The sequence below is a fragment of the Salinispora sp. CH2A1_6 genome (genome assembly GCF_056820975.1).
In genome coordinates this window covers 1-22479 of record NZ_JBXEDG010000012.1, presented here as the reverse complement: position 1 = coordinate 22479, position 22479 = coordinate 1, and the positions used below count along the sequence as shown (strand labels likewise).

20 protein-coding genes and 1 pseudogene are annotated in these 22479 nt (G+C 69.1%); 11 read left to right on the top strand and 10 right to left on the bottom strand.

The annotated features are described in order from the left end of the window. Positions 1–5: 5 nt before the first annotated feature. Entirely contained in the window at positions 6–665 is a 660-nt protein-coding gene (locus tag AC1UKG_RS15690) for a class I SAM-dependent methyltransferase (RefSeq protein ID WP_482642476.1), read from the bottom strand. Between the two features lie 145 nt (positions 666–810). Between AC1UKG_RS15690 and AC1UKG_RS15685 the strand changes: the two genes are divergently transcribed. Beyond that, the gene (locus tag AC1UKG_RS15685) at positions 811–2097 is read left to right on the top strand and encodes an IS256 family transposase (RefSeq protein ID WP_482641803.1); all 1287 of its coding nucleotides are present in this window, start codon (positions 811–813) and stop codon (positions 2095–2097) included. A gap of 404 nt (positions 2098–2501) precedes the next feature. On the opposite strand, the gene AC1UKG_RS15680 is transcribed toward AC1UKG_RS15685, so the two are convergent. Next, positions 2502–3110, bottom strand: coding sequence for an NADPH-dependent FMN reductase (locus AC1UKG_RS15680; protein ID WP_018743733.1), 609 nt, complete (start codon positions 3108–3110; stop codon positions 2502–2504). Positions 3111–3183: 73 nt separating this feature from the next. Between AC1UKG_RS15680 and AC1UKG_RS15675 the strand changes: the two genes are divergently transcribed. Next, positions 3184–3834: a TetR/AcrR family transcriptional regulator gene (locus AC1UKG_RS15675; protein ID WP_018743734.1), complete on the top strand. Its 651-nt coding sequence runs from the start codon at positions 3184–3186 to the stop codon at positions 3832–3834. Between the two features lie 47 nt (positions 3835–3881). Beyond that, the gene (locus AC1UKG_RS15670; RefSeq protein WP_050565289.1) at positions 3882–4703 is read left to right on the top strand and encodes an aldo/keto reductase; all 822 of its coding nucleotides are present in this window, start codon (positions 3882–3884) and stop codon (positions 4701–4703) included. 77 nt (positions 4704–4780) lie between these two features. Here AC1UKG_RS15670 and AC1UKG_RS15665 read toward each other — a convergent pair whose 3' ends face one another. Further along, complete coding sequence (locus AC1UKG_RS15665) at positions 4781–4981, bottom strand: response regulator transcription factor (protein ID WP_482643171.1); 201 nt, start codon at positions 4979–4981, stop codon at positions 4781–4783. Positions 4982–5204: 223 nt separating this feature from the next. Between AC1UKG_RS15665 and AC1UKG_RS15660 the strand changes: the two genes are divergently transcribed. Beyond that, positions 5205–6125, top strand: coding sequence for a phosphotransferase (locus tag AC1UKG_RS15660; protein WP_018743737.1), 921 nt, complete (start codon positions 5205–5207; stop codon positions 6123–6125). Between the two features lie 601 nt (positions 6126–6726). Here the strand turns inward: AC1UKG_RS15660 and AC1UKG_RS15655 are convergent. Both AC1UKG_RS15655 and AC1UKG_RS15650 read right to left on the bottom strand, forming a co-directional pair. Next, a complete protein-coding gene (locus AC1UKG_RS15655) occupies positions 6727–7857 on the bottom strand; it encodes a hypothetical protein (RefSeq protein ID WP_482643156.1) in 1131 nt (376 codons plus the stop codon). Continuing rightward, positions 7854–8381 carry a SigE family RNA polymerase sigma factor gene (locus tag AC1UKG_RS15650; protein WP_018815246.1) on the bottom strand — a complete coding sequence of 176 codons (528 nt, stop codon included), beginning with the start codon at positions 8379–8381 and terminating at the stop codon, positions 7854–7856. Before AC1UKG_RS15650 ends, AC1UKG_RS15655 begins: the two co-directional genes overlap by 4 nt. Positions 8382–8524: 143 nt before the next feature. Between AC1UKG_RS15650 and AC1UKG_RS15645 the strand changes: the two genes are divergently transcribed. From AC1UKG_RS15645 to AC1UKG_RS15625, 5 genes are all read left to right on the top strand, one after another. Next, positions 8525–10042 carry an MFS transporter gene (locus AC1UKG_RS15645; RefSeq protein ID WP_018815245.1) on the top strand — a complete coding sequence of 506 codons (1518 nt, stop codon included), beginning with the start codon at positions 8525–8527 and terminating at the stop codon, positions 10040–10042. Between the two features lie 206 nt (positions 10043–10248). Further along, a complete protein-coding gene (gene aspS, locus AC1UKG_RS15640) occupies positions 10249–11559 on the top strand; it encodes an aspartate--tRNA(Asn) ligase (protein WP_482643155.1) in 1311 nt (436 codons plus the stop codon). Between the two features lie 136 nt (positions 11560–11695). After that, positions 11696–12943 carry an MFS transporter gene (locus AC1UKG_RS15635; RefSeq protein ID WP_018743742.1) on the top strand — a complete coding sequence of 416 codons (1248 nt, stop codon included), beginning with the start codon at positions 11696–11698 and terminating at the stop codon, positions 12941–12943. Positions 12944–13381: 438 nt separating this feature from the next. Continuing rightward, complete coding sequence (locus AC1UKG_RS15630; RefSeq protein WP_029124334.1) at positions 13382–13567, top strand: hypothetical protein; 186 nt, start codon at positions 13382–13384, stop codon at positions 13565–13567. After that, positions 13564–14418, top strand: coding sequence for an ABC transporter permease (locus AC1UKG_RS15625; RefSeq protein ID WP_018815242.1), 855 nt, complete (start codon positions 13564–13566; stop codon positions 14416–14418). Before AC1UKG_RS15630 ends, AC1UKG_RS15625 begins: the two co-directional genes overlap by 4 nt. Positions 14419–14452: 34 nt before the next feature. Here the strand turns inward: AC1UKG_RS15625 and AC1UKG_RS15620 are convergent, their stop codons facing one another. The 3 genes from AC1UKG_RS15620 to AC1UKG_RS15610 all read right to left on the bottom strand — a co-directional run bounded on the left by AC1UKG_RS15620 (position 14453) and on the right by AC1UKG_RS15610 (position 16712). Then, positions 14453–15061 carry a mycothiol-dependent nitroreductase Rv2466c family protein gene (locus AC1UKG_RS15620; RefSeq protein ID WP_018815241.1) on the bottom strand — a complete coding sequence of 203 codons (609 nt, stop codon included), beginning with the start codon at positions 15059–15061 and terminating at the stop codon, positions 14453–14455. A gap of 528 nt (positions 15062–15589) precedes the next feature. After that, complete coding sequence (locus AC1UKG_RS15615; protein ID WP_018743746.1) at positions 15590–15916, bottom strand: MTH1187 family thiamine-binding protein; 327 nt, start codon at positions 15914–15916, stop codon at positions 15590–15592. 91 nt (positions 15917–16007) lie between these two features. Then, positions 16008–16712 (bottom strand): DUF4386 domain-containing protein, encoded by a 705-nt coding sequence (locus AC1UKG_RS15610; protein ID WP_026271702.1) that lies wholly within the window; start codon positions 16710–16712, stop codon positions 16008–16010. 185 nt (positions 16713–16897) lie between these two features. On the opposite strand from AC1UKG_RS15610, the gene AC1UKG_RS15605 reads away from it, so the two are divergent. Continuing rightward, entirely contained in the window at positions 16898–19816 is a 2919-nt protein-coding gene (locus tag AC1UKG_RS15605) for an ATP-binding protein (protein ID WP_482643154.1), read from the top strand. Positions 19817–19819: 3 nt separating this feature from the next. Further along, the gene (locus AC1UKG_RS15600; protein WP_475890067.1) at positions 19820–20377 is read left to right on the top strand and encodes an NUDIX domain-containing protein; all 558 of its coding nucleotides are present in this window, start codon (positions 19820–19822) and stop codon (positions 20375–20377) included. Positions 20378–20457: 80 nt separating this feature from the next. Here AC1UKG_RS15600 and AC1UKG_RS15595 read toward each other — a convergent pair. Beyond that, a pseudogene (locus AC1UKG_RS15595) lies at positions 20458–21177 on the bottom strand (amidohydrolase family protein); the annotation flags it as partial. 87 nt (positions 21178–21264) lie between these two features. Next, positions 21265–22077 (bottom strand): nucleoside-diphosphate kinase, encoded by an 813-nt coding sequence (locus tag AC1UKG_RS15590; RefSeq protein ID WP_018743750.1) that lies wholly within the window; start codon positions 22075–22077, stop codon positions 21265–21267. Positions 22078–22479 lie beyond the last annotated feature (402 nt).

The following is a 22479-nucleotide window of genomic DNA, read 5'->3' as shown; positions in this document are numbered from 1 at the left end:
GCGCCCTACGTGTTCGCGGAACTGGCCTTGCGGACCAACATGTATCCGTAAGCGGGCTCCGCCTCTTCGGCCGGAGAGCTGCCCTGGAACACCAGGGTGAATCCGGCGGTGCTGAAGCGCTCTGCCATTTCCTGGGTCGAGAGCCAGTACCGGTCGAAGTCGACTCCGAGGCGTGCGACGCGGCTACCAGGAGCATTACGATGCCCGGTCCCGTCCCCGCACTGGAACGCCGCCACCAGGTATCCGCCCGGCCGTACGACCCGGGCGAGTTCGGTGAACGCCTTCGCCCGGGAGTCCGGTGCCAGGAAGATCAATGAGTACCAGCACACCACCCCGGCCAGCGACGCGTCGGCGAACGGTAGTTCCCGCAGATCGGCGACCTCGTGCCCGAAGCCCGGATGCTCCCGCCGCGCCACCTCCACCATTCCCGGCGACAGGTCCACCCCAGACGGCGACAGGCCCCGACCCGCGAGGTACGGCAGAAGTCGTCCGGTACCACAACCGACGTCCACGACCTCCGTACCTAGGGACAAGGTCAGCTCGGCGAACAGGTCGAGCATCGCCCGCTCGACCGGCATGCTCTCCAGTACCCCGACCAGGTTCTTCGCATACCACTCCGACAACACATCGTGTGCGTCCCGTAGCTCCTGAGTGCTGGTGTCCATCCCGCTGACCCTCCCCGTCGTCGGCCGTTGAGGCACGAACCTACTCCAGACCCACGCCCCGCAACGCCACCATCGGGGAGTGTGGATCTAACGGTGTTTCCGGCCTGACCTGCCAGGCGTTGTGCCTGGTGAGGAGGGTGCCGTGATGACCGCGACACTGAACGATCAGACCGGACGTAAGAAGCGGCCCGAGTCGACCGCGGAGGCGAAAGCCGCCGTCGAGTTGGTCCGAGCCGCCAAGGAACAAGGGCTGTCGTTGACGGGCCCGGACGGGCTGCTCAAGCAGCTGACCAAGACGGTCCTGGAGACCGCACTGAACGAGGAGATGACCGAGCACCTCGGCTACGAAAAGCACGACCAGGCCGGTGTCGGGTCGGGCAACATCCGTAACGGCACTCGGTCGAAGACGGTGTTGACCGACGGCAACGGCCCGGTGCAGATCGATGTGCCGCGGGACCGGGCGGGCACGTTCGAGCCGCAGATCGTCCGTAAGCGGCAGCGGCGCTTGTCGGGGGTCGACGAGGTCGTGTTGTCGCTGTATGCCAAAGGCCTCACGACCGGGGAGATCAGCGCGCACTTCGCCGAGATTTACGGGGCTTCGGTGTCGAAGGAGACGATCTCCCGGATCACCGACAAGGTGCTCGAGGAGATGGCGGATTGGTCGCACCGGCCCCTGGACGAGATGTACGCCGCGGTGTTCATCGACGCCATCGTGGTCAAGGTCCGTGACGGGCAGGTCGCCAACCGGCCGTTCTATGCCGCGATCGGCGTCACCCTCGACGGCGACAAGGACATCCTCGGTCTGTGGGCCGGCGCAGGTGGTGAGGGCGCGAAGTTCTGGATGAGCGTGCTCACCGACCTACGCAACCGCGGCGTCAAGGACGTGTTCTTCCTCGTCTGCGACGGGTTGAAGGGCCTGCCCGAGGTCGTGACGAACGTGTGGCCCCGCACGGTGGTGCAGACCTGCGTGATCCATCTGATCCGCAACACCTTCCGGCTCACCTCCCGCAAGTACTGGGACGAGATCAAACGCGACATCAAGCCGATCTACACCGCCGTCAACGCCGACGCCGCCCGAGCGGCGTTCGACGACCTGGCCGACAAGTGGCGCGGCCGGTATCCGGCGGTGATCCGCTTGTGGGACAACGCCTGGGCGGAGTTCATCCCGTTCCTCGACTACGACCTGGAGATCCGCAAGGTCATCTGCTCGACCAACGCGATCGAGTCGCTCAACGCCCGCTACCGGCGGGCGGTCAAGGCCCGCGGCCACTTCCCCAACGAGCAGGCCGCGTTGAAGTGTCTGTACCTGGTGACTCGCTCCCTGGACCCCACCGGAGCAGGCAGAACCCGATGGACGATGCGCTGGAAACCCGCGTTGAACGCCTTCGCCATCACCTTCAGCGACCGCTTCCCAGCCGCTGAAACCTACTAACCAAGATCGCCGGAAACACCGCTAGCGAGACAGCCCCCACCATCGCGCCGGTTGGCGGTTAGTGCTCGGTACCGTGCGTGATGGCCGAACGGACGAGCAGACCAGCGATGAGGGCCAGGGCCGCACCCAGGACAGCGACGCCGAGCAGGGTGATCCGCCAGGCGGTCGGTCAGGGGGCCGCGAGCCGGCCGGCGTTGGGGGTGGCGCCGATGTTGCCGGCGACGACGCGTCCCGCGAGGTCCGCCGATCCAGTCTGCCGGTGACGAGGGTGATGAGGACGCCGCCGAAAGGGCGAGGATCCCCGCGTTGGCGGCGCCGCGCACGGTGTTGAGCATGCCCGCGGGAGGTGGGTACCGACGGTGTCGTAAGCGCGGTCGGTGGTGACACTGCCTCGAGCCGCCGTTTCAGCTGCCCGCGGCGACGGTGCGCAGTGCGGCGAGTGCGCGGCTCCAGGCGACTGTCTCGTCGAGCAGCCCGGCAAGGTCGTCGGCGTGGCGTTCGGCCGGTGTGAACACGCCGGTGGTGGCGGGGTCGGCCGGATCGAGTCCGGTGTAGTCGAAGTCGGTGAAGGTGCTGAAGGCCACCTGGGTGCGGACGTCGGCGAGCTTGAGCTCGGCGGCGACCTGGCGGAGTTGTTCCACCGCCCGCACCCCGCCGTGGACGCCGTAGCTGACGAAGCCCACGGCCTTGTCGTTCCATTCGTAGAACAGGTAGTCGATCGCGTTCTTCACACTGCCCGGGACGCCGTGGTTGTACTCCGGCGTGACGATGACGTAGCCGTCGAAGGCGTCGATCGCTGCGGCCCAGCGCTTGGTGTGCTCGTGCTCGTAGGTGTGGTAAAGCGCCGGAGCCGACTCGTCGAGCACGGGAAGGTGGAACTTGGCCAGGTCGACCAGCTCGAACACCGTCTCTGCCGGGCCGCGAGACCGTGCGGTCTGCAGCGTCCAGTCGGCGACAGCCTTGCCACGGCGGTACCGGCGGGTGCTGCCGACGATGACGGCGATGCGGGTCATGATGCCTCCACATGTAAAGTACACCAGCTACTTTACATGGTAGCGTGGGTGGCGCAAGCGACGAGAGGACGCCATGACTACGACGACGAGCGCATCAGCCGCCGCGACTGGGCAACGGCTGCGCGGGGACAAGCGAGTCGCGATCCTCAGTGGCGCGTTACAGGCGTTCGCCCGCGAGGGATTCACCCGCGCCAGCATCGACACGATCGCGAACGAGGCCGGCGTGTCCACCCGGACCATCTACAAGCACTTCACGGACAAGACGTCGCTCTTCGCCACGGTGATCACCGAGTCCGCGGCCACCGTCGCCGCGCAGGAGATCGCGCTGATCGCACTCCACCTCGACGCCGTCGCCTCCCGCGACCAGGTCGAACCGGCGCTCGCGGCCTTCGCCCACGCATGGCTCTCCGACACCGGGCAGCCGGACGCGCACCGAGCGCTGGTCCGGCAGGTCGACACCGAGGCCGACCACCTCAGCGCCGAGGCGGTCGCCGCCTGGTGGCAGGCGGGTCCCGCATGCGTTCGCGCCGAACTCGCCGCCCGCCTGCATCGTTGGGCCGAGGCTGACCTGCTGCGCGTAGACGATGCCGAGCGGGCCGCCGTGCACTTCGCGCGCTTGGTCTCGGCGACACCCGACCCGCCACGTACCCTCACCACCGAGCGCGGACGGAAAGACTGGATAACCGCGGGTGTGCGGGCCTTCCTGCACGGTTACCACGCATGACGCCACCATTGACGGCGGAAGCGTTCGGGCGGCAGGGCTTCGGTGCCATGCGCCTCCGGGACAGCGCAGCCGCCGACCCGGACCGCGATCCCGTCGCTGTCATTCACCGCGCCCTCGACCACGGGGTGCGCATGATTGACACCGCCGATGCATACGGCAACGAGGAACTCGTCGGCCGCGCCATCCGCTCCCGGCGTGGGCAGGTCACTCTGGCCAGCAAGTGCGGCCTCCGGCTCCGCCCCGACCTCCCACGCGGCTTCGAGGTTTGCGCCGATCCCGCATACGTGCGGAACGCCTGCGAGAGCAGCCTCCGACGACTGGGCACCGACGTCATCGACCTGTACTACCTGCATCACCGCAGCGACACCGTGCCCATTGAGGAGACCGTCGGTGCTCTGGCAGACCTGATCGCCCGCGGGTTGGTGCGGGCGATCGGACTCTCCAACGTCACCGCCGAGGACCTGCACCGGGCCCAGACCGTGCACCCGATCACCGCACTGCAGGAGCGCTGGTCCCTGACCGAGCGCGGCATCGAGGACAGCCTGCTGGCCGCTGCCACCGACCACCGCGTCACCATCGTGGCGCACTCGCCGACGTCCCACGGCCTGCTCCACCAGCGGCCGGTTGGCGACGACACGCCGCCGCACCACCCCGGCGCGGTCCTGACACGTCTCGCCCAACAACTCGGCGCCTCCCCCGGACAGGTTGCGCTGGCGTGGGTCCACCACCGCGAACGCGTCCACGGCCTCAACGTCCTTCCGCTGCCCGGCACCACGCGGGTCAGCCACGCCCGGACGAACCTCGCCGCAGCCGACCTGCAGCTACCGGAAGCGGTGCTGCACCAGCTCGACGCCGTACCGATCCCGTAGCTCTGGGCAGGTCCGGCCGTCGACCTGCCCAGGACGGGGAGGGCGCCGCAACCGTGCCACACACCTGCGCCGCCCTTTCACGGTTCCGGCTGGTCGGTGCGGAGACGCAGCTCACGGGCCAGTACGGCGGCCTCCACCGGGCTGCGCAGGTTCAGCTTGGTCTGGACCCGGCTCACGTGGGTCTTGGTAGTCGTGCTGGCCATGCCGAGCACGCAGGCAATTTCTCGGTTGGACAGCCCGGCACTGATATGCGCCAGCGCCTCATAGTGGCGGCTCAGGGGCAGTATCCACGTTGCGATGGCGTAGCTCTACACAGGACTAAGCTTCGTTAGGCACCGAAACCCAAGAGGGCCAAGAACCGGGCGCACGTCGACCGGGCAGCCCGCTCCGCGAAGGATGACACGTATGCGGGACAGGCCAGAAAGCCTCGCTGAGAATGAACTGCGTGCGGCGCTACGCGCAGGATGGTGCATCCGCGCCGACGCACTGACCCACCTTCCCGTGGGCTTCGGCAGTCACCACTGGTCAGCAACCGATCAGCGCGGCTCGAAGTGGTTCGTCAAGGTTGACGACCTCGGCTTCGGGGTGGACGGGCGGGAGGAGGAGTTCGGCCGGCTCAGCCGCTCCCAGGAGACCGCACTGACCCTGCACCGCGACGCGGGGCTCGGATTCGTGCTCGCGCCCGTTCCGGCCGAGAACGGAGCGCCGGTGTGGCGACTATCGCCCCGGTACGCCCTGTCGGTGTTTCCGATGATCGCCGGCGCCGCCGGGCAGTTCGGCCCCCACCGGCGCGAGGAACTCGCCGAGGTGACCGAACTCGTCGCCGAGGTGCACCGGGCCACCCCCGCGGTCGCGCACCTGGCGCCCCGTGCCGACCTGCTGCTGCCCGGCAGGGGCGGGCTGAACGCCGCCCTCGCCGACCTGGGGCGACCCTGGAGCGGTGGCCCGTACTCCGAGGCTGCCCGGGATCTGTTGCTCCTACACGAAAGGCGGGTACGGCAGTGGCTGGAGAGGTTCGACCAGCTCGTGACCGAGGTACGCGGTGACGGGTCCGACTGGGTGGTCACCCACGGCGAGCCGCATCCCGGCAATGTCCTGCGTTCACCCACGGGTGCCTGGTTGATCGACTGGGCCACCGTGCAACTGGCACCCCCGGAGCGGGACGTCTGGATGCTCACCGACGCGTTCACCGGAATGCTCCGGGAGGAGCCCACGGGCGTGGACGCGCAGGTGCGCTCCCGGTACCGCCGAATCAGCGGTCGCTCCGTGTCGCCGGTCGGGATCGCCCTCTACCGGCTCTGGTGGCCCCTCGCCGACGTGGCCGCCTTCCTCGACGACCTTCGCCGTCCGCACGGCGACGGTGCGGACGCCGCCGCCGCGCTGAAGTATCTCACCCGCAACCTTGCGGCCGCCTCGGCCTGAGTCGGGCCGATGGGCACCTACCGGTCGACATTCCCCGGCCGCTCGGCCGCGGAGAGCCCGGTTCGCGCTTCCCGCGCCTCTGGTCGGTGTACGAGTGGCTGCCTGCCATCACGCGACCGTTGATCGGGTACCGGACCTTGTGAGGCTGGCGGTGGACCTTGGCCGCTCCTGGCTGCCTTACGCGGTTGATGGACCGGGCAGGCCAGCGGTGGACCGTATTTTACCGCTTCTGGTGGGCTAGTCATTGAGGTTCGTGACAATCTTGGCAACGGTCGTGCCCCATGGCCCGGCCCGACTTTCGCTGATCAGTTCCGACAATGTACTAGCTGACCAGCATGAACGGCGCATCGCGGTGAACTGGCGGTCCACGTCTTGAGCGGGTAGATCAGGCACCAGGACCGAGCTCCAGCCCAGGGCGCTAACCAGCGCACAGAGGCTCGCAGTTCTTCGAAATGTGCTGCCTTCGCACAAGGCAAGTAATGCCAGCTCTTCAGTTGGCGAAAGTGCAGCCACCCGACAATAATACGCTGAGATTAGCGTCGGACAATGACCGGTAGAAGGCACCCGTACTGCCGTCAGTCAGGTGTGGGAATGGGCAGCCTTAGGTGGCGCCGGGTGACCTGATGACCGCCTCTTGGGGTAGCGTGGTGATCTCCCGGAGGTGTCCGTCCGGCTGGACGGCTATGAGCGTGGTTGCCTGCTGACCTATCAGGGTCTCCACCTTGCCGAATAGGACATCGGACCCATTCGATCCAACCACGTACCAGTATTGGAACCCCTCGTCCCGGGACGGGATGTCCTGGCGGTCGGTGATCTTTCCGGCGGCGTTGACCCGCAGCACTGCCGTGGGGATAGGCCCGTCGCCGGGATAGGTGGCGACGACCAGCGAGTATCCGCCGTCAACGGCGGGGTGCACGGCGTTGCTCCACACCAACGTCTCGGTCGTGTCGAGCCATCGGGTCGCGTCGACGTCAATCGTGCGTGCTGCCGTTCCGGCGCCGGCAGTGAGGGTGATTCGAGTGCTGCGTTGCCGGTCTGGGCCGAGCAGGTCCGGCGTTGTGAGCACCTCACCGGTCGGCCGCAACCCGACGATGAGGTCCTCCGCGGCGACGTCTGCCGTGGTGCGGGCGCCGGTGTCGAGTCGCAGCACCGTGTACGTGTTGTCCTGCCCGTCGTGGTAGTCGCCGAGCAGTAGCCGGGACGAGTCCACCGACCAGGCCCGGACACCAACCCGACGCTGCGGCCCGGACGAAGCGACCGTCCAGACGTGGTCGCCCGTCAGGTCGCGGATCTTCATGTCTCGGCCCACCGGGTAGCTGAGCCACCGGCCGTCTGGGGAGAGCGATGTGCCGATCGCGGTTCTGCCGACCTCCTCCGAGGGCACGAGGTGGTGGGCGCCGGTGGCAAGCACGATCTGGGTCGCGCAGTCCCGACACGGCGCGTACACCAATGTGGCCGCACCGACCGGGGTCGAGGGTAGGGGCGTTGCGGACGCCGGGGCTTGGGCTGACGCGGTGACACCGGGTCCGAGGGGCTGCGTGGGCGCTGGGCCCGAATCTGGGCGTACCGCGAGGACGGTGCCGATGGTGATCGCGACCGTCAGCACTGCCGGCAGCACCAGGATGCTGTTTCGCCGACGGCGACGCGCGACGGCGATCGCCCGTTCCGGGTCGGCGTAGCTACCGGCCTCCTCGGCGAGCTCACGGTAGGCGTTACGGAAGTCCTCGGTCATCTCCTCGCCTCCGATGAGGGGTGCGAATCCAACAGGTGCGCCGGCTGTTTCCGGAGGCGTACGAGTGCGTCGTGCGCGTGTCGCTTGACCGTGCCCACCGAACACCGCAGTAGCTGCGCGGTGTCGACCTCCGACAGGTCTTCGTAGTACCGCAGGTACAGCACTGCCCGTTGACGGGGCGGAAGCCACGCCAGCAGGCGAGCGAGCGTGGCCTGTTGGGTCACGTGGTCGGCGACGTCGGCCCCGCCCGACCGTTCCGGCACGCTGGCGCTTGGTAGCTCGATCGGGCGTCGCCGTCGATACCACGAACGGAGCTGGTTCACCATCGCCGTCCGGACGTAGGCCTCGGGGTGGCCGTCCCGCTCGATTCGGCGCCAGTGCCGCGCGGTCCTGGCCAGGGCCTCCTGCAGGAGGTCCTCGGCTGCCTGGTGGTCACCGGTCAGTAGGTAGGCGGCCCGGGAGAGAGCCTGTCCCCGCGACAGAACGAACTCCCGAAATCCCGCGTACTGGTCCTGACCCGACATCTCTGCCCCCTGACCCGCATCCGCTACCTGTCTAACGCCGGTCGGCGGGGGGAGGGTTGAGTCGTTCGACTTCACGAATGGAATTCGGCGTGGGCACGTGTCCTGGGCCCCCGGCCGTCGTCGCATCATGATAAGAAGCGTTCATGTCCCCGGCCCAGACCGCAGGCCACCGTCGCAGTCCGCGGGTGCTGGCTGCGGCGGGATTGGCCCGAGGCCCGGCCGAGGTGCTGGACTTCCTGCTGCCGCTGTGGGCCGGCGCGGCGATTGGCGCGACCGCCGGCCAGGTCGGCGCGTTGGCCGCGACCGAGGCGCTGCTGTCCCTGCTGGGTCGGCCGGCTGCCGGGATCCTGGCCGATCGCTTCGACCGGGCGCGGGTGGCCGCGGTCGGTGCGATCCTCTTCGGGCTTTCACTCTTCGCGTACGCGCTTGCCAACAACCTTGGCGTGGCGTTCGTCGCTGCTGTCTGCGGCGGAATCGGTGGGGCGCTGTTCTGGGTGGCGCTGCGAGCGAGCGTCGGTGAGCACCTGCGCGACGACGCGGCGATTTTCAGCCGGCTGTTGTCCGCCGAGGGAACCGGCATCTGGATCGGCTTCCTCGTCGCACTGACACTCCTCGACAACGACCGGTACCAACTGGTCTTCGCCACCGCCGGGGTCGCCTGCCTACTGGCCGCGGTGCTGCTCCTGTCCAGCCCGACGCAGACTGGCGGGCGGTCGCGCGCCCAGGCCGACCTGCGGCAGGTCACCCGCCGGCTGCGCCCACTGCTCGTCGTGGTGGCGGTCACCGCCACCGTCGAGTTCGGAGTCTCCTTGCTGCTCTTGCTGCACCTACAGCGGGGCTTTGGACTCACCGTCGGTCAGATAGCACTGGTGTTTCTGCCCGGTTTCGTCATCCTCACCGTGCTGCCGCTGCGCCTGTACGCAGTCGTACGGCGCATTGGACGTGCGGCAACCCTGACCTCCTCGCTGGTGGCGAGCGCCATCGTCGCCGTCGGGCTGGCCTTCGCGGCCAACCCGGTGGTCATCGGGGCGCTGTGGGCGGTCTCCGCTGCCTGCCTGGCTGCGGCGATCCCGGTGGAGCAGACCGTCGCGGCGGAGGCCTCCGACGGCAGCCTCGGGCGTGGCATGGGCATCTACCAGAGCGCAACCCTGCTCGGCGCGGTCCTCGGTCCGCTGAGTGCCGGCGCGCTCTACCAGAGCGGCGGCTGGCGCGGGGCCTGCGTCGGCGCGGCCGCCGTACTTGTGGCGGGAGCGGCGCTCGTCCCCGCCGCACTGCGTCGCGTTGGTGTACCGGACCGGCCGCCGCCCCAGCCGCCGGGTGCTGCGGACCCGGTGGCGACGCCGGCGGCGGAGACGGTGCCACCGGCGCCACCACCGCAGCGCCGCCACTCGCCGGTCGAGCTGCGGCGTCGCTGGACCGTCCGGGCGGCCGTGTTCATCGCCGGGCAGGTGGCCTTCGCGGCACTCGGCCAATCCTGGCTCGCCGCGGTCGCGAGCGGCCGGTACACCCTGCTGGAGGCACTCAACGGCGACCTTGGCGACGCGCCGTGGCAGCTGGGCGCCAGTAGGATCTGGCTGATCATCTTTCTGGTCGACTCGATCTGGACCTGGACCCGCCTGCTCCGCCGCCGGCGGTCCGGGCGTGAGTCACAGCCGGTGTGAAAGTGCCACCGATGCCGGCGGGGTGCGGGCCGGCATCGAGCGCCGAACCCACCTGCCGTAATCGCCGCACCAGGAACAGGCCTCCGTCCCTGCCAAGGGCGGATGTGGCTCCTCCCTCGGCGGCGAAAATACGTTCGACGGTAGACATTGGATACCTAGACTCCTGGGCGGCCACCTTCGAGTACCTGCTGAGAGGTGAGGGACCTGTGGTTTCCAGGACGCTGATCCGTGAACTCGCCGCAGCCGCCGGTCGGGAGGTGACCGTCTACGGCTGGGTGAACGCCCTGCGGCTACAGCGCAAGATCCAGTTTGTGATCCTGCGCGACCACACCGGGCTGGTGCAGATCACGAACAAGCGCACCGAGGAGCCGGGTGAGCTGGAGCAGCTGATTGAGCACGGGATGCCCCCGGAGTCCGCCATCAAAGTCACCGGCATGGTGATTTCGGCGCCCAACGTCACGCTGGGCGGCCTGGAGATCCTGCCCACCGCGATCGAGGTGGTGTCCCGCTCCGAGGCGCTCCCGATTGACCGGCAAACCGGCATCGACCAGCGGCTCGACTGGCGGTTCCTGGACGTGCGCCAGCCGGAGCGCCAGCTCACCTTCGCAGCGCAGACGACGCTGGAGGAGGCGCTGCGGGAGTTCGCGTACGCCGAGGGCTGCACCGAGCTGCACACCCCGAAGCTGATGGGCACGGCGTCCGAGTCCGGCTCCGAGGTGTTCGCGGTGAAGTACTTCGAGCACACCGCATACCTTGCGCAGTCCCCGCAGTTCTATAAGCAGATGGCGATCGCCGGCGGCATCGACAAGGTGTTCGAGATCGGTCCGGTATTTCGCGCTGAGCCGTCCTTCACCTCTCGGCACGCCACCGAGTTCACCGGGCTGGACGTCGAGATCGCCTGGATCGATGACGTCGATGACGTGATGAGCTTCGAGGAGAGGATGCTCACCCACATGCTGCGCCGCATCAGGGAGCGGCACGGCGTGGCGATCCGGGATGTCTTTGGCGTCGAGGTCACCGTGCCGGCAAACCCGTTTCCCCGGTACACCATGGCGGAGGCGATCAGCCTGCTGCGGTCCCAGGGGTGGGATCCAGAGGGCATCAAGGCGGACCTGGACCCCGAGGGCGAGCGGATGATCTCGGCGATCGCGGCCGAGGAGCACGGTAGCGAGTTCGTTTTCGTCACCGAGTTCCCGGTGGAGGTACGTCCGTTCTACCACCTGCGCCCCGCGGACAACCCCGACGTGACGGCCAGCTTCGACCTGCTCTGGAAGGGGCTGGAGATCACCACGGGTGCCCAGCGCGAGCACCGGCACGATGTGCTGCTCACGCAGGCCGAGGAGAAAGGGCTGGGACTCGAAGCGCTCACGTCGTACACCGACTGCTTCCGGTTCGGCACTCCGCCACACGGCGGTTTCGGCGCCGGGATCAACCGGATCCTGATGGTGCTGCTTGGGCTGGAAAGCATCCGTGACGCTATGTTCCTGTTCCGGGGACCGAATCGGCTCACGCCCTGAATCTGCGCGGGTGCCGGGACGACCGGCTGAGCCGGCTTGCCGGCGCCACGGCTCGTCACCCAGGCCTGCCCGAGCTTGCGAGCGACGACGAAACTCGACGGGGTCGCCGACGATACTGAGGAGAGGGTAATTGGCTTTGCGCGCGTACCGCGAGCTGCTCGGCACGCCTGGTGCTGTCCTCTTCGTGTCCGCCGGCTTCGTCGGTCGGCTGCCGATATCGATGCGCAGCCTCGGCTGCCTGCTCATGATCTCCATTCACACCGACTCGTACGGCCTCGCCGGCGTGGTCACCGCGGCGCTCACGCTGGCGCAGGCGGTTGCCGCCCCGGTGTTGGGGCGGGCCGCCGACCAGTTCGGGCAGCGGATCGTCATCGCCGTCTCGGTGCTCGTACACGCCTTCGGGCTGGTGGCGCTCGTGGCCCTGGCCAGCCGATCCGCCCCGGCATGGACGTTGATCTGTTCCGCCGCGCTCGTGGGGGCGTCGGCCCTGCCAATCGGCTCGCTGGTCCGGGCCCGGTGGACGGTGCTCGTCGATTCGGCCCGGGTGCCGACGGCGTACGCCGTCGAATCCATCCTCGACGAGGTCATCTACGTGGCCGGTCCGGTGCTGGTCACCGCCCTGGCGGTGGGCTGGTTCCCGACGGCCGGGCTGCTGTGCGCCCTGGCGCTCACCGTGGTCGGCTCGCTCGCGCTCGCCGTCCAGCGGCGCACCGAACCGCCGCGGGCGCCCCAGCAACGGCGGGCGAGTGCGGTCCGGGCCCGGGGCATGGGGGTCCTGCTCACCATCTACGTCGGCCTCGGGGTGTTTCTCGGTGCGGTCGACATCGCTGTGGTGTCGTTCAGTTCCGAGCGTGGCGCCACCGGTGCCGCGGGCGTACTGCTCGCGCTGTTCGCGGTCGGCAGCCTCGTCGCCGGGCTGGTGTACGGGTCGGTGCCGATCGACCGGATCACCTCCCGGCAACGCCTCGTGGGGTCGGCCGCCGCGCTGTGCGTGGTCGCCGTGCCGATGGTGTTCGCGGACACCGTGCCGGTATTGGCCGTCGGCGTCGCGCTCGCGGGTGTCGCCGTGTCACCGATCCTTATCTCCGGAAGTTCGCTGGCCGCGTCACTGGTGCCGCGCGCCACGGTGACCGAGGGGTTCGCCTGGCTGTCCAGCGCGGTGGCGGTCGGCCTGGCCGCCGGAGCTGCCGTCGGCGGCCAGGCGGTGGACGTGATCGACAGCACCGCCGCGTTCCTGCTCGCGGTGGTCGGTGGCGTCATCGGGGCAGTCGCGGCGGTTCTCGGGCGCCGTCGCCTCCGGCCCCGGTCCGCTCCGATCCCCGGCGCCGGCCCGGTCGTGGCCGCTGCCGCATCGACTTCACTCCACAGTCCCGACCATCCGTGATGGGTGCTGACGCGGACCCCGCACCGAGCAGGTCACGAAGGCACTACATCGAGAAGGTGGCCATTGCCGATCGCACGCCCCGGTCTTTCTGGGAGACCTGACGGGCGCAACCCCCGGCTGGCCGAGGGAGAGGCCGCCGTCGAGGTGGCGCTGGCGTGGAGCTTCCGGAGGCATGGCGGTCAAGACGGCATTCAGATGGCCGTTCGTATCACTGTCCCGGGAGCCACTGCGGTGATCGGGGTCGCCGCCTGACTCACATGCGGACGGGTTGCCGTGGAGGGTGCCGTCACCGCAGGGACAGGGTCCGTTGGCGAGTTGGGCAGGGCCGGTGCTGTCGAAGAGTAGTAACTCGTCGTGCTGTCCCAATACTAGGGTGACCACGGGATATAGTAGATGTACTATCAACCGTACAAGGAAACCTCGCGGAGGGCGTAGCTTATGGCGAGCGTGCAGAAACTGGAGGAGGCAGCGCCGACCGTCGGTCAACCCGATGGGACGGTCCCGGTCGAAGCCCACGACCTGTGTACGTGGTACGGGCAGGATGATGCCCTCGCCGGGGTTGTCGTCGGGCGCTCCGAGGTGCTGACCGGGGCGGCAGCGTCCTGCGAGGAGGCTCGGGCGTGAATCCGACGACCTACGCCGTACGCCTCGGGCTACGCCGAGGTGGGATCGAGTTCCGGCAGAGCCTGACGAACGTGGGTGACGTTGTCTATTGGTTGCTACTGGCGGCCGTATTCCTGACGGTCCTGTTCTTCCAACGCGACTCGACGGTCGAGGGGACTGATCTGTCGTTGGCCACCGTCGTGATGCCGAGCCTGCTCGGCGGCCTGCTCGCCTTCCAGGCGGTGGGCGGTGCCGCGTACTCCTTGGCGGCCGACCGGGAGGACGGCACGCTGCTCCGGGCCAAGACCATCCCGCAGGGTGTCCTCGGCTACCTGAGCGGACGGGTGCTCGGCCTGTCGGTGGGCACGCTGCCCCTGCTCGTCCTCATCCTGGTGCCCAGCCTGCTGCTGGTGGATGGGCTGGCATCTCTGCACGTCAGCAGCTGGCTCACCCTGCTCTGGGTGTTCGTGCTCGGGCTGCTGGCCACCATGCCGCTGGGCATCATCGTCGGGTCGCTGGTGAAGGGGCCCCGGGCGGCGAACACCTGGGTCACCTTCCCCACGATGGCCCTGGCCGGCATCTCCGGCATCCTCTATCCGATCCAGAGCCTGCCGGTCTGGGTGCAGCACATCGCTCAGGTGTTTCCGGTCTATTGGCTCGGGCTCGGCACCCGGTCGGTCTTCCTGCCCGACTCGGCCGCCGCGGTGGAGATCACGGGCAGTTGGCGACAGTGGGAAACGGCGGGGGTGCTGACTGCCTGGGCCTTCATCGGCCTCTTGCTGGCGCCGATCGTGTTAAGCCGCGCCGCACGCCGTGAGTCAGGTTCGAAGATGCAGGACCGCAAGCTGGAAGCCATGAAACGCGTCGGCTGAGCACCGGTGACGCTAGCGGGCCGCGGTGGCGGCACTACCCGCCGAACTGCGGCTCCGCGTGCGGTCGCCCCTTCAGCTCGTGGAAGCCCGCCACTCCGGCGACCAGCACCGCGCCGTCGAAGAGCCGGCCCGCCTCCTCGCCCCGCGGGATCCGCGAGATTACGGGTCCGAAGAAGGTGACCCGGTTCCCGTCCGTATCGTCGGCGGCGATGATCGGGGTTCCGATATGGTCGCCGGCCAGGGCGATGCCCGCCGCGTGCGACGCCCGGACCGCCTCGTCGAACTCGCTCGTCCCGGCCGCTGCGGCCAGGTCCGCCGGGAGGCCGGCGTCGGCCAGGACGTCGCCGAACTCGGCCCACTCGCCGCCCACGTGGACCCGCTTTCCGTATGCGGTGAAGAAGCGGGCCAGTCCGTCCGGGCCGTGCCGCTGCTCGACGGCCACGCAGACGCGCACCGGGCCCCACAGGTAGCCCTCGGGATCACCCTCCGGGTCGACCTCTCGGTGTTCGTTGAGTACGGAGAGGCTCATCACGTGCCAGCGGATCTCCAGCGGCCGTACCGTCGCCGCCTCGACGATCCATCGCGACGTGATCCAGGTGTACGGGCAGCTCGGGTCGAACCAGAAGTCCACCGACCGATCCATCGCCAGGCACCCCTCCTTCGCGTCGCTGTACCGCACCCTCAGCCACCGTACGCGCGACGCGGTATGGACCAGGGCTCGAGCACGGAGGTTCGATCACCGGTTCGTTGTCTCGTAGCTGACCGGTCGCGGCCAACACCGGGCCCTGTCAATCCCTGAGCTGCTGATCGGCGCAACCGCCGAAGAGGCCGGATTGACTGCTCTGGCCGTCGACAAGGACCTCGACCTCATCGCCACGCGCACCGACCAGCCGATCGAAACCCTGCCCGGTTGAGCCGGTGGCCCGGGCACGTTCAACGCGAGACGGGGCCTGCCGGCATTGCGTCGGCTGCTCAACTCCCCGGCCCGGGTAGGTGCCCGGTCGGTGCTACCGACTGCCCCCGCGATCGATTGGGGTGTGGGAGCGGGCCCGCCCACCCGTTTCGGTCGGTGTGTGTCTGGGCAGGCGGGTGGGCTGGATGGCGGTGTGCAGGTCTGCACCGGCTGCCCGGCGAGAAGGGACGGGTGCGCAGCCGAGTCGGAAACTCCACATCACGCTGATGACTTCTCCTCGTGACCAGATGCAAGATATCGCTCGACGGCGTCCATCCTGGCCGTTATGGCGCTCGATTTATATTGGTGGTAGTCCATTTTAATGACTGTGCTGACCCGCGGCGATCGCACTGCTACCGCATCGACTGCGTTTTTGATCACCTCGAACACCTGATCCCAGGTTTCGCCCTCGATCAGGGTAAACATCGCATCGGTGTGGTTCGGTAGACCCGACTCACGGACCACTCGTACGGCTTCAGCCACAAGCTCACCGATGTCTTCGCCGACGCCGAGTGGAGTGACCGAGAACGCGACCAGAACGGGCATAGCTGCACCCTCCAAGACCTGGCGAAGCTGGCCTGCTCAGCCTATCTGCAGGGAGCCGGTGGGGAAGCTGAAGCGCAGACTGAATGCTTCGTCATGCTGTTCTCACCTCGTCGTTCTCCTGCGCGCCAGCGAGAGGTGAGACGACGGGGTCCGTGGACTGCAGGCCCTTGATGAGGAGCCAGCCGCCAGCGGTGATTTCGAAGGCGAGCATCGGCAGCCACAGCAGTATTCCGGCGCCGTCGGCGGTGACGGCGCCGGCGGCGCTTTGCACGGGGACGCTGACGGCGAGCAGCAGCGATGCGAGCAGGCCGAGGCTGGCCAGCGGTCGGGGGATCGCGCGGGACCGCAGCAGTAGGTAGGCGAACACGGCACTGCCGACGGCGAAGAAGCAGGCGCCGACGTTCGTGCTCCACGCGGCGATGTCGACCGTCGCCGCGCCCAGCTCCCGGGCAGTGTCTGTTTGTTGCCGGCTGAGCGACAGGAGCAGCATGGCACCGAGGATCTGCACCGCGTAGAGTCCCGACTCCACCGCCCGACAGGCCAGGGCGAAAGCGGCCAGGGACGGGTCCTGTCGCCGGGTGATGGCGTGCAGCATGGCGGCCAGACCCAGCGTGGCGACGCCGGCGACGGCCAGCAGCACGATGCTGAGCCGTAGCCCGGACGGGTTTGTGGCGATGTCGTCGAGCCGTTCCGCGATGCCGCCGGCGCCGCTGCCGGCAGCCGAACTGGCCAGGACGACCGCGATAACCAGTAGGAAAAGGGCACCGGCGAGGCGGGCGGCGGACCGTTCGGACATCATTCCTCCAGCAGTATCGTGGCAACCCCGGGTCGGGCTGCGGCAGGTTCGAGCGGCGGGCGGCGACCTGCGTCCCGCGATCGAGGTGGACCGATCGTGCCGGGCAGACGTTGGGCCGGCGTTGTGCGGGCGTGGCGAAAATGTTGAGCTGCGGGTCGGGGCGGGTATCGGACGCGGGAGTGGCTATGGCAGGGCCGGCGGTACGCATACGGTTGCTCGGCGGGGTCGAGGTGGTGGACGGGAACGGCGCCGCCGTCGACATCGGGGCGGGGAAGTGCCGTGCGCTGCTGGCGGCCCTGGCGTTGCAGCCCGGCGTGGCGGTTCCGGACTGGCGGCTGATCGATCTGCTGTGGGGCGAGCAACCACCCCGGACCGCCGTCCGAACCCTGCAGTCGTACATCGCTCGGCTGCGGGGAGGTCTGGGCGCGACGAGGATTGTGCGCTCGGGTGCCGCGTACCGTCTCGATGTGCCCGCCGATGCAGTCGATGTGATCCGGTTCGGCCGGCGGGTCGAGGCCGGCGACCTCGCCGGGGCGCTCGCCGAGTGGACCGGCGAGCCACTGGCCGGGGTGCCGGTGCCCGGCCTGGCTGCGGCCGTGGACGGCCTGGTCGAGCGGTGGCTCGGCGCGGTCGAGGCCGATCTCGCCGCCCGGGTGGACGCGGACGCGGCAGCGACCGTGGGGCCGTTGACTGAGCTGAGCGCGCGGTATCCGTTCCGGGAGGGCATCTGGGCGCTGCTGATGACGGCGCTGTACCGGGTGGGCCGGCAGGGCGACGCGCTGGCCGCGTACCGCACTGCCCGTCAACGGCTGGTTGAGCACCTGGGTGTGGAGCCCGGGCCGCGCTTGCGCCGCCTGGAGGTGGCGATTCTTGGCCAGGACCACCGCATCGGCGGCGAGCGGCGGCCCGAGTCGATCGACCGGTTGCCCCGGCGCGCCGTGCGACTGCTTGGCCGCGACGGTGACCTCGACCTCATCGGCCAGGCGTTGGCCGAGAGCCCGGTGGTCACCCTGGTCGGGCCGGGCGGCATCGGCAAGACCGCGCTCGCCGTCGCGGCCGCCCAACGCGTCCGGCTGGAGCACGGCGCCTGGCTGGTCGACCTGACCGAGATCACGGCCGACCAGGATGTCCCCCAAGCCGTCGCCGCGGCGGTACCCGTCGAGGAGGGCCCGGGCCGGTCGCTGGTTGAGTCCATTGTGCTGGCCTTGAGGTCACTCCGGGCGCTGCTGGTGCTCGACAACTGCGAACACGTCGTGGACGGTGCGGCCCGTCTGGCCCAGGCCGTCGCTGACGGCTGCCCGCAGGTGCGGGTGCTGGCCACGGCGCGGGAGCCGCTCGGTCTCCGCCATGGTCACGAACGGCTGGTCGCCGTGCCACCGTTGCCCGCGGCCGGGGCCGGCGCCGACCTGTTCACCGACCGTGCGAACGCGCTGACCGCCGCGGGCACGATGGATGCCGCGCGGGAGGTGATTGAGGAGATCTGCGGCTGCCTCGACGGGCTTCCCCTCGCCATCGAGCTGGCCGCCGCCCACACCGTCAGTCACACCCCGCAGGAGATCCGCGAGCGTCTCGACGATCAGCTCGGTCTGCTGGTCGGCGGGCGGCGGACCGGGGCGGACCGGCACCGCACCATGCGCGCCACGATCCAATGGTCCTACCGGCTGCTCACTGCGGCCGAACGGGACCTGCTGCAACGGCTGTCGGTGTGCATCGGCCCCGTCGACCGGGCCGGAGCTGCGGCCGTCGCCGCCGGCAGCGGCCTGGATGTCAACGACGTGCTGCACCGCCTCGTGCAGCGCTCGATGGTGGCCGCCGAACCCGGCCCGTTCGGCCAGCGGTTCAGGTTGCTGGAACCAGTCCGCCAGTTCGCCGCCGAACACCTCGCCGCAGGACCGGCGGCCGCACCCGCCCGGGCCGCGCACACCCGATACGTGCGGGAACGGGTGACCTCGCTGCACGGCCAGCTCACCGGAGCCGCCGAAGTCCAGGGGGTCGCCCGGCTGGACGAGCTGTGGCCCAACCTGCGCGTGGCGGTTGATCGGGCTTTTGCCTGCGGCGACTACCGCCTCGCCCATGACCTGTTCCGCCCGATCTGCACCGAGGCCGCCCGGCGGCACCGGCACGAGATCGGGCAGTGGGCCCAACGCCTCCTCGAACAGGCACCGCCCGAGGACCGGCCGCGGGTCGAGGACCGGCCGCGGATCGTGGCCGGCCTGATCGCCGCCGCGTCCCGCTATCACGTCCGTCAGGACCCGGCCGGGTTCGACACCCTGGTCAGGCAGCACTGCGAACCGGACGACCCGGTAGCCCGGCACCTGCGGGCCAACGTCCACGACGACTACGCCGCGCAGATACACACAGCGCCGCCGGCGTTGGCCGAGCTGCGCCGGCTCGGGGCCGACGATCTCGCCGCGCAGGTCGAGGTCGACCTCGGCGTAGCCCTGGTCTTTCAGGGACAGTACGCACGCGGAGAGGCCCAGCTCACCCCGCTCGTGGACCGGTTCCGTAGCCACGGCCCGCCGACCCTGCTGCACTGGACGCTGATGCTGCTCGGCTTCTCCGCCGCCTTCCAAGGCCGACGGACGGCCGCGGACACGTTGTTCGACCAGGCGCTCGACGTGCCGCTGCCGGCACGCACCCACTCGCCGAACCAGCCGGTGCGCACCCAGGCGCTGTTCCGGCGCGGGGACCACAGAGCCGCCTATCAGCTACTCCGTGCCCACGTCGAAGAACTGCTCGAGGCCGACAACATGCACGCCGCCTGCGTGGTCATGGTCGGCTTCGTCACGATGATGACGGCAGTGGCACGCTTCGCCGACGGGGCCCGCATCCTGGCCTTCCTCGACACCACCGGCGCGCTCGACAACGCCGCCTGGGCGGCCATGGTCGCCGACGCCCGGGACAAACTCGCCACCGTCGCCCCCATCCCGAACACGACCGCGATCGCCGATTACCGGCAAGCCCTCGCCACGATCGGCAACACCCTTGACGACCTACTTTGTCGCACAGACCAGCCTCGCCAGGTGCTGAGGGCTCCACAACAGGTGGACCACTTTCCGGGGCCCAGTCGGCCCTCCGACACACTAATTTCATCGGGGGAGTAATAGGTGCGCCACTCCACGACCGCGCCGATCGCGGCGCTCCTCGCCGGGTATCGGCCCCGGAACGCCACGGAGGCCTCCGATGTGGTGCGGCTTACCGAGCTCCTGACCTCTGGTGACCCGTGGTCGCGCGACCTCCCGCTGCATGTCACCGCCTCAGCGCTGGTGGTCCACCCGCCGACGCGGCGGGTCCTGCTGCGCTGGCATGCCCGCATGCAGTCGTGGCTGCAGATCGGCGGGCACGGCGACCCCGGTGAGTACGACCCGATCGCAGTCGTGCTGCGCGAGGGACGGGAGGAGACCCACCTCGACGACCTGGTGTGCTGGCCGGATGCCGTGGTACGCCAGGTCGCGGTCCTGCCGGTGCCAGCCAGCCCGAACGAAACCGCTCACGAGCACGCCGACCTGCGTTTCGTGCTGGCTACCGAGACACCTGAGCGGGCCCGGCCGGAGAGCCCGACCGCCACGCTGCGTTGGCTGAGCCTGCCCGAGGCACATGCCAAGACCACCGAGCCGAACCTGCGCGACTTGCTCGCTCGGGTGGCGGAACTCTTCGACCAGTAAGGCCGCCAGCGGCGAAACTGGCGGGTGCGGTGTCCGGGGCCGGATCGATCCATCCACCACTTTATGCCTGAAAGACAGTCACGTAAGCACTGTCCCGCCCGGAAGACCGCGCGAGCCTGGACCATCGCCGTTATGGCCGTGACCGGATTTCCGGCCACGGCCAGCAGATCGGCATCGTAGCCGACCGCCACCCGCCCTTTGCGGTGGCCGAGGCGGCATGCCTGTGCGGCCAGCGAGGTCACTGAAGCCAAGGCCTCGGCGTTGGTGCCGACCTGGCTGGCGAAGTATCCGACGTCGCTCGGAAGGATGTCGTGGGGCTTGTGCGGGTTGATTCCCCGCGTCGGTGCAGCAGACGACGCGAACGCCACGGCGACGCAGGTACGCCTGATTCTCCCAGTCGGGCGCGACGGTCCGGAGCACCTCCTCGGGCATCCCGTCTCTGGGCCGCACGACCGTGCACCCGACGAAGATCCCGGCCGCGGCGATCGCGTCGACCGTCACCGGATCGAGTCTCACCCCGTCGGCGGTCTTGAACGTGCAGTGCTCGATGCCGTCAACCCCGACCGCGACGGCGTCGGTGATCCCCTGGTCGCGTGGGCATGGGCGCTTACCGGCAGGCCCCGGTCGTGGCCGGACCGAGTGACCGCGCGTAGTTCGTCGAGGGTGTACTGCGCCGCGGCGGCGTGCGAGCCGCTGGTACTCATCCCACCCGTCGCCATGATCTTGAGGAGATCGGTGCCGTGGCCGGCGCGGGCGTGAGCAGCCGCGACCAGTTGATCCGTGGCGTCGTCGTCAAGCCCATCGGTCAGTCCGATCGGCTCGGATGCCGGCGAACGGATCCCGTTCCGGGACCGGGATTGTGGGCTGTCCACCAGGACGGGCATGCATCACGGGGTCTCCAGACAAAGATCGAGGTAGCGCAGGGTGGTGTATGTGAGGTAGGAGGGCCAGGGGTCGTCGTCGATTCTGGTCCGGTCTCGCCATCCGTCCCACGTCGTCTCGCCCGTGCGGATCCCAGCCAGGAACCGGGCCGTGCCCGGCGACGCCACAGCCGCGACCTCCTCGATCGCCCGGGTCGCCACCCGCAGCGCATCGTGTCGCGGGCCATCCGAGTCCGCCGGCCAGTCCACCCCGGCCAGCGTCGCCTCAGCCACGCCTGCTTCCGCCGCCCACCGATGGAGAACACCGGCGACGATGCTCCACAGGGGGAAGGGAGTGGGTGGCCGAGCGGCAGTAGCCGACAGCCCAGCCTCATCGAAGACAGGACCGTCGTCGAAGAGGACGCGGGACTCCCTCCGGACGCTCGCCGGGTCGTCCGCGGAGTGCACCAGATTGAAGATGGGGTTCAACGCACCGAGATCTGCCCGCATCGTGCCGGGCTGCGCCCGGGACGGACGGAAGTCGCCCTTGAGGCGCCCGGACACGACGCTCGCCGCCGGCAGGTCTCCGACCGGACCGTGCAGGAGGAGGCTCTGCACCGGCCCCAGGGTGTACAGGACGGCGTTGAGCTGCCAGTCGAGCCGACCACCCCTGCGGGTTGTGCGGTAGAGGTTGGCCCGGCGCTCCGCGGAGAGCAGGAATTGTCGGAATCCGACCAGCTCGAACCCCCTGTCGGTCAGCCAGCGCAGTATCGGGCCGGTCAGCTGCTGCCGGACCGCGTCAGGCTTCAGCATGACCAGTGCTAGCCGGTCGCCGTCCACGCACCTACTCCTGAACCTTGTCCACTCTCAATCGTGGCCCGCACCGTCGTGCAGGAAACGGGGGGTTGTGCCGCTGCATGCTCCTCCAAGGAGTGAGACATTAGGGCAAGGGATTGTGTTTCGCAAAGTAATACGTGCTAAGTGGCAAATCTGATTCGCACGGAATGGTGATCGATCCTCATTGGGTGGTGCATTTCCGAAGACGGGCCGTTGAGGCGTGGGTGCCGGCCCACCAGGCGGCACGGGCCACCACGGTGTTATCGCGCAGGGGCAAACCAGGTCCACTCCGGGCGGTACCGGCTGACTGCGGCCATGTCGGCGTGAGTGTCGCGGAACGCGGCGAACCCGACGAGTCCGGGATCGGGCTGGGATTCGAAGAGATCCTCCTCGCCCGCGGTGAGG

Excerpts from the sequence above, each read along its gene's own strand:
- AC1UKG_RS15630 (WP_029124334.1), top strand. The coding sequence starts at position 13,382 with ATGGCGAGCGTGCAGAAACTGGAGGAGGCAGCGCCGACCGTCGGTCAA.
- AC1UKG_RS15690 (WP_482642476.1), bottom strand. The coding sequence starts at position 665 with ATGGACACCAGCACTCAGGAGCTACGGGACGCACACGATGTGTTGTCG.
- AC1UKG_RS15685 (WP_482641803.1), top strand. The coding sequence starts at position 811 with ATGACCGCGACACTGAACGATCAGACCGGACGTAAGAAGCGGCCCGAG.
- AC1UKG_RS15650 (WP_018815246.1), bottom strand. The coding sequence starts at position 8,381 with ATGTCGGGTCAGGACCAGTACGCGGGATTTCGGGAGTTCGTTCTGTCG.
- AC1UKG_RS15610 (WP_026271702.1), bottom strand. The coding sequence starts at position 16,712 with ATGTCCGAACGGTCCGCCGCCCGCCTCGCCGGTGCCCTTTTCCTACTG.
- AC1UKG_RS15670 (WP_050565289.1), top strand. The coding sequence starts at position 3,882 with ATGCGCCTCCGGGACAGCGCAGCCGCCGACCCGGACCGCGATCCCGTC.
- AC1UKG_RS15615 (WP_018743746.1), bottom strand. The coding sequence starts at position 15,916 with ATGCCCGTTCTGGTCGCGTTCTCGGTCACTCCACTCGGCGTCGGCGAA.
- AC1UKG_RS15645 (WP_018815245.1), top strand. The coding sequence starts at position 8,525 with ATGTCCCCGGCCCAGACCGCAGGCCACCGTCGCAGTCCGCGGGTGCTG.
- AC1UKG_RS15675 (WP_018743734.1), top strand. The coding sequence starts at position 3,184 with ATGACTACGACGACGAGCGCATCAGCCGCCGCGACTGGGCAACGGCTG.
- AC1UKG_RS15620 (WP_018815241.1), bottom strand. The coding sequence starts at position 15,061 with ATGGATCGGTCGGTGGACTTCTGGTTCGACCCGAGCTGCCCGTACACC.
- AC1UKG_RS15655 (WP_482643156.1), bottom strand. The coding sequence starts at position 7,857 with ATGACCGAGGACTTCCGTAACGCCTACCGTGAGCTCGCCGAGGAGGCC.
- AC1UKG_RS15605 (WP_482643154.1), top strand. The coding sequence starts at position 16,898 with ATGGCAGGGCCGGCGGTACGCATACGGTTGCTCGGCGGGGTCGAGGTG.
- AC1UKG_RS15680 (WP_018743733.1), bottom strand. The coding sequence starts at position 3,110 with ATGACCCGCATCGCCGTCATCGTCGGCAGCACCCGCCGGTACCGCCGT.